Source organism: Citrobacter sp. MGH 55 (genome assembly GCF_016906145.1).
Classification (GTDB): Bacteria; Pseudomonadota; Gammaproteobacteria; order Enterobacterales; family Enterobacteriaceae; genus Citrobacter_A; species Citrobacter_A amalonaticus.
Window position 1 is genome coordinate 5,036,162 of sequence record NZ_CP070239.1, and the last position, 7,258, is coordinate 5,043,419.

Sequence of the window (7,258 nt, forward strand, 5' to 3'; positions counted from 1 at the left end):
CCGCTGGTGACCATCCCGCCGACGAAACGCGACTGGTTAATCGCATTCACATCAACCACGGCGGAATCCAGGGCTTCAATCGTCCCGATAACGTCGATTTTCTGCGGGTTAATCGTCACACGGGAGTCGGCATTTTCCGCCAGAATGGCAGTGGCATCCGGGTCGTTGTAGTTAACCCCCAGTTGCACTTCACCGTTTAGTGTGATCTCGCCGCCTTTATTCGCCTGAACGTAKTTCCAGCTCCCACTGCGGGTGGTATCGACAACATCAATGTTCAGACGACCATTAATGTCGATTTTACCCGCCGTGAGCGCATCTTCTTTACTGGCCCGAATGCCGGTACCGGTTGTTTGCTGATGCCCCTGAGTGTCCAGCGTGATATTCAGGTCGTTACTGGTAAACTGCGAAGCGCCCACGGACTCGACACCACTGAGAACCGTACTCTCCGCGCCTGACTTCAGCAGCAGGCTCGTCTTCCCTGCCATGGTCACATGTGCATCCAGATCAACGCCGGTGAGACCATCTGAAACCCAGATCCCGGAAATCACGCCATTCGCATCGTTCACGGTGACATCAATAGCGGTGTTGCCCAACGCTTCAACGTCAGCCCCGTTAGAACTGATACCGTCCGCATACTGATCGGCGACGGATGTAATCGTGGCATTTTTATAACGAATCAGTGAACGGTCGGCATCCACACTGGATTCCGAATCGAGGCCGACGGCGTAGAATGTCCCCTTACTATTGACGATCAAATTTTCAGCGTTGATTTTCGATCCCGACTTTGCATAGATCGCGAAATTCTTCCCATTCGCCCCGGTCACCGCAGAATTAACCGTGGTGGTGCCGGTTAAGGTAAAGACGCCATTGTGTTTATTGCCCAGAATGCCCGCAATATCTTTGCCATCACGCTTTTGACTCATATTTATCGTCAAATTATCGGCAACGATCGAGCCTTTTTGCGCGAGATAGGCTGCACTGTTACCACCAACCTGAACGATACCCACCGCATACATGAACTGATAATCATTATCCAGCGGAATATCTGGTCGCCCCTCGACGGTGCCTGGAATGACATCGCCGATGATATGATTCACGGTAGTCCCTGAACCTAAATTAATGGTTCCGCTGTTGGCAACAATCACTGTCCCGTTGGAAATTAAAAAGTCACCGTTTTCAAATTCGCCCCCACCCGAGACCGTGGGCGTTCCGCCTGGGTTGGTAATGGTTACACCACCATTATTCGCCACGGAGATCGTATTGTTTTCCCCTGCGGTGCTAATGATTTTATATTCCTGATCTTTAGCGATGATCCCGCTTCCGCTAATAATACCATCTACATCATGAATGACTGCACCGGCGTTATTTGCCATTAACAGACTACTGATTAACAACGCCATGGTTGTTAATTTAAATTCTTTTCTCTTCATATCAATTCCACTGTATCGAAATAACAGCACGCTATACATCGCATGATTAAATGCAGTGTATTTGTGAATGCGTTAAGTAAAAGTCACGGCAATGTAACGTATGTCCTTCCGACCCAAACGCCCTGAGTCTCATTGCGGTATTTAGGCAATATTTTCCAGATATCAGGCGTGAGAACAAATGAAATGATCTTAGCCATGATGACAATTCAATCATCTTAAAAACAAAACAATAAAAGAATATAATTCCTTAAATAGAATTATATACAGCATATTATTTCTTTAAATGCAGTTCAGAAATGAGGTGTTTAAGAATAATTAATCTCCACTTAAGATCTTTCCTCATTAATCAGACATAAAGGATCATGTGAAACCTCATTTTGTGAGGAAGAGTGACGGTATTTCGCCGATCATCTCCGGCAACATAGCGACAACAGGCCGACGTTTTTTCAGCCTGAAGCATGTTCTGGTGGGAATAGCATTAACGATTATGAGACGGGCGTTTGTTCGTCAGAATAAAGATTTTACCTGGCAAGAAAAAATAAAACCGGCGCATCAGGCACCGGTTTTATCTGCGAGTGTTAATTATCGGTCAGGCATTTTACGCCGGTTTTTGCTCCGTTTTCGTTTGCGCGTTTTCCAGCATCCGACGCACCGGAACAATCAGCACAATCAGTACTGCCGCACAAATCAGCAATGCAATGGAGCAGCGGGCGAAGAGATCAGGCAGCATGTCCAGTTGGTCAGCCTTAACATGCCCACCAATCAGACCCGCCGCCAGGTTACCTAAAGCGCTGGCGCAGAACCACAGACCCATCATTTGACCCCGCATTCTTTCGGGCGCTAACAGCGTCATGGTCGCCAGACCAATCGGGCTCAGACACAGCTCACCCAGCGTCAGCATCAGGATGCTGCCCACCAGCCAGAACGGCGATACGCCTGCTCCACCGTTGCTCAGGACATTCTGCGCCGCCATCATCATCAGGCCAAAGCCCGCTGCCGCGCACAGAATACCGATAACAAACTTGGTGATACTGCTCGGGCGCACATTTCGGCGCGCCAGTGCCGGCCAGGCCCAGCTAAAGACCGGAGCCAGCAGGATGATAAACAGGGCGTTGATCGACTGGAACCAGACGGCTGGAATTTCGAAATCTCCGATCATGCGGTTGGTATAGTCGTTTGCAAACAGGTTGAACGAGGTTGGTTTCTGCTCAAACGCCGACCAGAAAAAGGCCGCAGAAACCAGTAAAATAAAGCAGACCAACAGCCTGGCGCGCTCTTTGCGGGTCAGCCCGGCAAACACGAACAGGTAGATAAAGTAGAGCGCCACAGACGCGGCAATGACGTAGACCAGCATGCTGGCAACGGCGACCGGATTAATGACAATCACGCCCTGGGCAATCAGCGTCACAATGATGGCAACACCAACGGCCAGCGCCAGCAACCAGCGTCCCACGCCGTTTCTCTTCACCACCGGGCTGTTCCAGGTCGAATCAAGCCCCACTTCGCGGTCATAGCGTTTCATGGAAGGAACGGCAAACACGCGGAAGATAATCAGCGCGACCAGCATCCCGATCCCACCGATACCAAAGCCCCAGTGCCAGCCGTGAGATTTGATTAACCAGCCAGAGATCAACGGGGCAATGAATGACCCCATGTTAATCCCCATGTAGAACAACGAAAAACCGCCATCGCGGCGGGCATCGCCTTTCTTATAGAGGGTTCCCACCATGACCGAGATACAGGTTTTGAACAGACCCGACCCCAGCACGATAAACATCAAACCGATGAAAAACAGGTTGTCGCCCATCCAGGCCGACAGGGCAATCGACAGATGGCCGAGCGCGATCAGGATCGAGCCGTACCACACCGCGCGTTGCTGCCCGAGCCAGTTATCCGCGAGCCAGCCGCCCGGCAGCGCTGCCAGGTACATACTGCCGGCAAAAATACCGACGATAGCAGACGCATTTTCCCGCGCCAGTCCCATGCCACCGTCGTAGACGGTCGCGGCCATGAACAGAATCAGTAACGGACGAATGCCATAAAACGAAAACCGTTCCCACATCTCCGTGAAGAACAGTGACCCCAGCGGATAGGGATGGCCGAAGAACGTTCGGCTTTCATTTTTATTAACAGAGGAATGCATAATTTCTCCCGAAATGGTGTGTTGTCTTGCTTGTAGCCGCTGAATTACCCGCCGACCATTCATCTATCTGGTCGATCATTCACATCCAGCGAAATATTATTTAACCATTTGATAACCATAAGACAGTTTTGTCTAGTGCCAACATCGGGACTTTAAGATGAAAACTCGATAGATGTCTAGTTTTGTAGATTTTCTGTTTGATAAACAAGGATAATGATTGACTTTAAAGGCTTGCAAATAATTGCCTATCAATTTTTTAATAAACAAGGTGTTATCTACAAGCATTGTCCCGGGAAGCGCGAAGGATCGAGCTGTATCTTCCAGGGCATTTTTTTACTGAGATACTTGCACGGGAGGTTGAATCGCTTCGCCGTCGCCCGAATGACATAGCTGAGTCCTGAGGATGAATCATGCCCTTGCCAGGTAAGGTTCCCCGTTATAGCGAAAAAGCCCGACAGCGTAAGCCATCGGGCATCGGGTTTCTCTGGTTGCAGCGCAGAGCAATTGTCGTTTATACCGTCTCTCGACGTCCCATCAGGGCGTAGAGCTTGCCGGCAAAGGTTTCACTGACCGGCCACTCTTCAGCGGCAATACGGGTCGTCGTGTGAAAACCGCACTGCGCCAGCAACTGCAAATACTCGTCATCCCGCCAGGCCCGCGTCTGGCTGCTAAAATGCACAACGCTGGCGTCGGCCTTGAGCGCCCAGAACGTCGTGGTGCTCGTTTGCGTTTCTTCATTCCAGCGATTTTCGCTCAATAACAGATGCGGTTCGGCGAGAAACAGCCCCTCTGGACACCGCTGCCAGGACGCGGGAGCCATCCCCTGTCTTTTGACTTCGTCAAACGTATGCACTTCAATCAGCAACTTGCCCCCCGGCTTCAGCCAGGCTGCACTACGCGCCACCAGCCGTTGCGCATCCTCAAAACTGAAGACATTGATTTCACCGAAGGTCATCATAATGAAATCAAACGTGCCATCAGGCTGGTAGTCGCGGACGTCCTGTTCCTGATATTCAATATCCAGCGCTGCGCTCTGCGCCTGTTCTCGCGCCCACTGCACAGAGGCCGGAGAAAAATCGACGCCAGTGCAATCAAATCCGCGCTGCGCGAGACGTTGAGTGTAAAAGCCGGGGCCGCATCCCAAATCAAGTATTGTTGCGCCCACGGGAAGCTGGCGGGCGATCCAGTCGACCTGTTGTTCAATGACCGAGAGTTTACGACTGGCCCAGTCGTGTTCCTGCGACAAATGGTTTTCCAGCATCCTGCGGCTGAAATCCGGATCATTCCACGGGATCTTTCCGCCCGTTTCACGATCGTTGTATTGTCCACTCAGAAGTGTCAGTTCAAGAAGATTCATCCGTTGATCTCATCGTAATGTACCTGGTGGCTGAAATATCGCTCCAGCCTGCCTTCACAACGGGCGCATTATCTCATGCTTCCGGGATTATTTACCCCACTCCAACTCACACCAATTCAGATTTGTCAGCAGGAAAATCTGATAAGCGAACAGGATTAATCACCTTCAGGGTTTTATTTTTATGTTGAATAATCCCTTGCTGCGCAAGTTTTATCAGCGCACGATTGAGTTGCCTGACAGAAACACCCAACATGGCCGCGAGCGACTCTCTTTTCTCCAGTTGAATTGTGGCGCCTTCGTTTTGCGTTTTAATAAGTAAGAATTTACGCAATTTAGATTCCACCGAAATCGCGCCACTGGAATGGATCAGTGAATTATGCAGTAGTTTATGACTTAAATTCTGACACATAAAAAGAAGAAAAGCAGGATCGTTCATCGCGTGTTCTTTTACGGCCTCGACCGGTAGGGTCAGTAACCATGAGTCCGTTAATGCCTGAACGGAACCGACGGCCTTACTTTTCTTAATGGAGAAAAGTTCCATTTCGCCAACCACCGAAAAAGGCGTTTCAAAAGAATAAACCGCGTGCGTCCCGTTTGGATTATGGCGCTCGACCTGCAGTTTACCGTCAACCAGGAAATAGAGATGCGTCAAATAGGTGTTTTGCGTCATCAGATACTCCCCGGCATCAATTTTGACCAGACGTAGTGTCGCTAACAGGGAGGGGTTAATTATCGCCGATAACCTGTTCGTTAAAATAAACCGCTCTTTTAAGGCACTGTCATTGATATTTTTCATCTTCCCCTCGACGCAATCCCATTTTCCCTTTATGGGATAGCACAATAAAGTGAGCGCGGCGATAACAAAAAGGACATCTGTCTCTTTTACTATCGCCAACTCCCTGTGTTGTCACATTGATGCGAATTGACTGCTATGCGTACCACACCTTTTCATGACGTGTTCAGGAACTCAGTTCCACTTAAGTGTCATCGACTTGTCTTCACGGCAGGAGGCACCAGAGGTCTGCGCTACCGACGCTGAATATATTTGTTATGCAAATAAGATGTGGCGCTCATTTTTTGAACACAGTCAGCCCTATTCTGTGAACCGTTTTCAGGAGGTCAAAAACATGAAAAAGCTTCTGATAGGTTGTTTGTTCGGGAATACGGCAAATTCTCTTGCCAAAAAGATGCAGGTACTGGCTGAAAGCCGCGGCTATCCTCTCATGATAAGCGCGGTGGGGCTGGATAATTTCGAAAGCGTGGCGCCCGCTTTCGACGGTTTTCTCATAGCGCCGCATATTCAGTACAAGCTCAATGAAATTTATGACATTGTCGGAAGTGCACGCCCTGTCGCCATTATTGAAAGCCTGCCCTACGCGTCGCTGGATGCGGAGAAAGTGTTAAACTTTGTGATGGAGAAAATGCCTGAGCTGGCAGCCTGACGCCGCAACGTATTTGCCGCTTCCGCTCATGAATAAGAATAACAGGGGCAATCTCAAAAAATTAAACCCGGTGCGTTACGCCGGGTTTGTCTATGTTAGTAAAGCGTCACCCTTTCAAGAATTTCCAGCGTCTTCGGCAGTGCGGCCGCCCAGGGCTGGCTGCTGCCCATCTTGATATTGGGCTTGTTTTTACCGTGGAAATCGCTGCCGCTGGTCGCCAACAACGCTTTATCCAGCGTGAACTGATAAAGTTCGCGACGAAGTGCTTCATCATGATAGCTGGAAAAAACCTCCACGCCCTGTACGCCGAGCGGCAACATTTGCTCAATCACCGACAACGGCTTTTCCTTTACGTTGGCGCCGATATGCGCAATCACCGGAATACCGCCGTTATCAATAATCATCGACGCCATCTCTGCCATGGGCGGCAGTTCAACCTTCACATGACAGGGTTTGTCGCGGCCAAAAAAATCCCAGAAGAAGTTAATCAACGGCATGTCGCTGCGAGAGTTCCCTGCCCGGTACGGCAGCAACAGTTCATGATTCGCATTGCGCGCATCCTCTAAAATTAACTCCGCCATCTGCTCTTCCTGCGGAACGCGATCGCCCGCCAGGGCATACAGGCGATCGACGTCAAGCTGGAACCCGAGCGCCCGAAGTTTCGCCAGTTTCAGCGGGGTCGCGACGCTTTCCAGATGGTGGAAATTCTGCTCGACGACGTCAAAATCCCGACAATCACGACGAAAACCGTAGCCCAGCAGATGATAGTTATTACCCGCAAACGAGCAGTCAATTTCAATGCCCGTCATCACTCTCACAGCGTTTTCATTGCCATAGTGAATAGCTTCCTCAACGGACCGCGCCGAGTTGTGATCGGTTATCCGCC

The 7,258-nt window shown here is 50.1% G+C and carries 5 protein-coding genes and 1 pseudogene (1 of these 6 only partly in view); 1 reads left to right on the plus strand and 5 read right to left on the minus strand.

Features of this window, described 5'->3' with window-relative positions:
* From JTI98_RS21305 to JTI98_RS21045, 4 genes and pseudogenes are all read right to left on the minus strand, one after another.
* Positions 1 to 1,430 carry the 5' end (the start) of an autotransporter outer membrane beta-barrel domain-containing protein gene (locus tag JTI98_RS21305; protein ID WP_252869609.1) on the minus strand. 1,513 nt of this gene lie to the left of the window's left edge, so 1,430 of the gene's 2,943 nt are visible here — the first part of the coding sequence; it begins with the start codon at positions 1,428 to 1,430; its stop codon lies off the left edge, out of view.
* Between the two features lie 598 nt (positions 1,431 to 2,028).
* Positions 2,029 to 3,573, minus strand: coding sequence for a peptide MFS transporter (locus tag JTI98_RS21035; RefSeq protein WP_043001668.1), 1,545 nt, complete (start codon positions 3,571 to 3,573; stop codon positions 2,029 to 2,031).
* A gap of 523 nt (positions 3,574 to 4,096) precedes the next feature.
* A pseudogene (locus JTI98_RS21040) lies at positions 4,097 to 4,930 on the minus strand (class I SAM-dependent methyltransferase); the annotation flags it as partial.
* A 106-nt stretch (positions 4,931 to 5,036) separates the two neighbouring features.
* Positions 5,037 to 5,726 carry a Crp/Fnr family transcriptional regulator gene (locus JTI98_RS21045; protein WP_043001670.1) on the minus strand — a complete coding sequence of 230 codons (690 nt, stop codon included), beginning with the start codon at positions 5,724 to 5,726 and terminating at the stop codon, positions 5,037 to 5,039.
* Positions 5,727 to 6,057: 331 nt separating this feature from the next.
* Here JTI98_RS21045 and JTI98_RS21050 point away from each other — a divergent pair, with 331 nt between their 5' ends.
* Positions 6,058 to 6,372 (plus strand): PTS sugar transporter subunit IIB, encoded by a 315-nt coding sequence (locus JTI98_RS21050; protein WP_216081777.1) that lies wholly within the window; start codon positions 6,058 to 6,060, stop codon positions 6,370 to 6,372.
* Positions 6,373 to 6,467: 95 nt separating this feature from the next.
* On the opposite strand, the gene JTI98_RS21055 is transcribed toward JTI98_RS21050, so the two are convergent.
* Positions 6,468 to 7,258: PHP domain-containing protein (locus tag JTI98_RS21055; RefSeq protein ID WP_216081778.1), on the minus strand; the 791-nt coding region annotated here is incomplete at its 5' end.

Excerpts from the sequence above, each read along its gene's own strand:
- JTI98_RS21035 (WP_043001668.1), bottom strand. The coding sequence starts at position 3,573 with ATGCATTCCTCTGTTAATAAAAATGAAAGCCGAACGTTCTTCGGCCAT.
- JTI98_RS21045 (WP_043001670.1), bottom strand. The coding sequence starts at position 5,726 with ATGAAAAATATCAATGACAGTGCCTTAAAAGAGCGGTTTATTTTAACG.
- JTI98_RS21050 (WP_216081777.1), top strand. The coding sequence starts at position 6,058 with ATGAAAAAGCTTCTGATAGGTTGTTTGTTCGGGAATACGGCAAATTCT.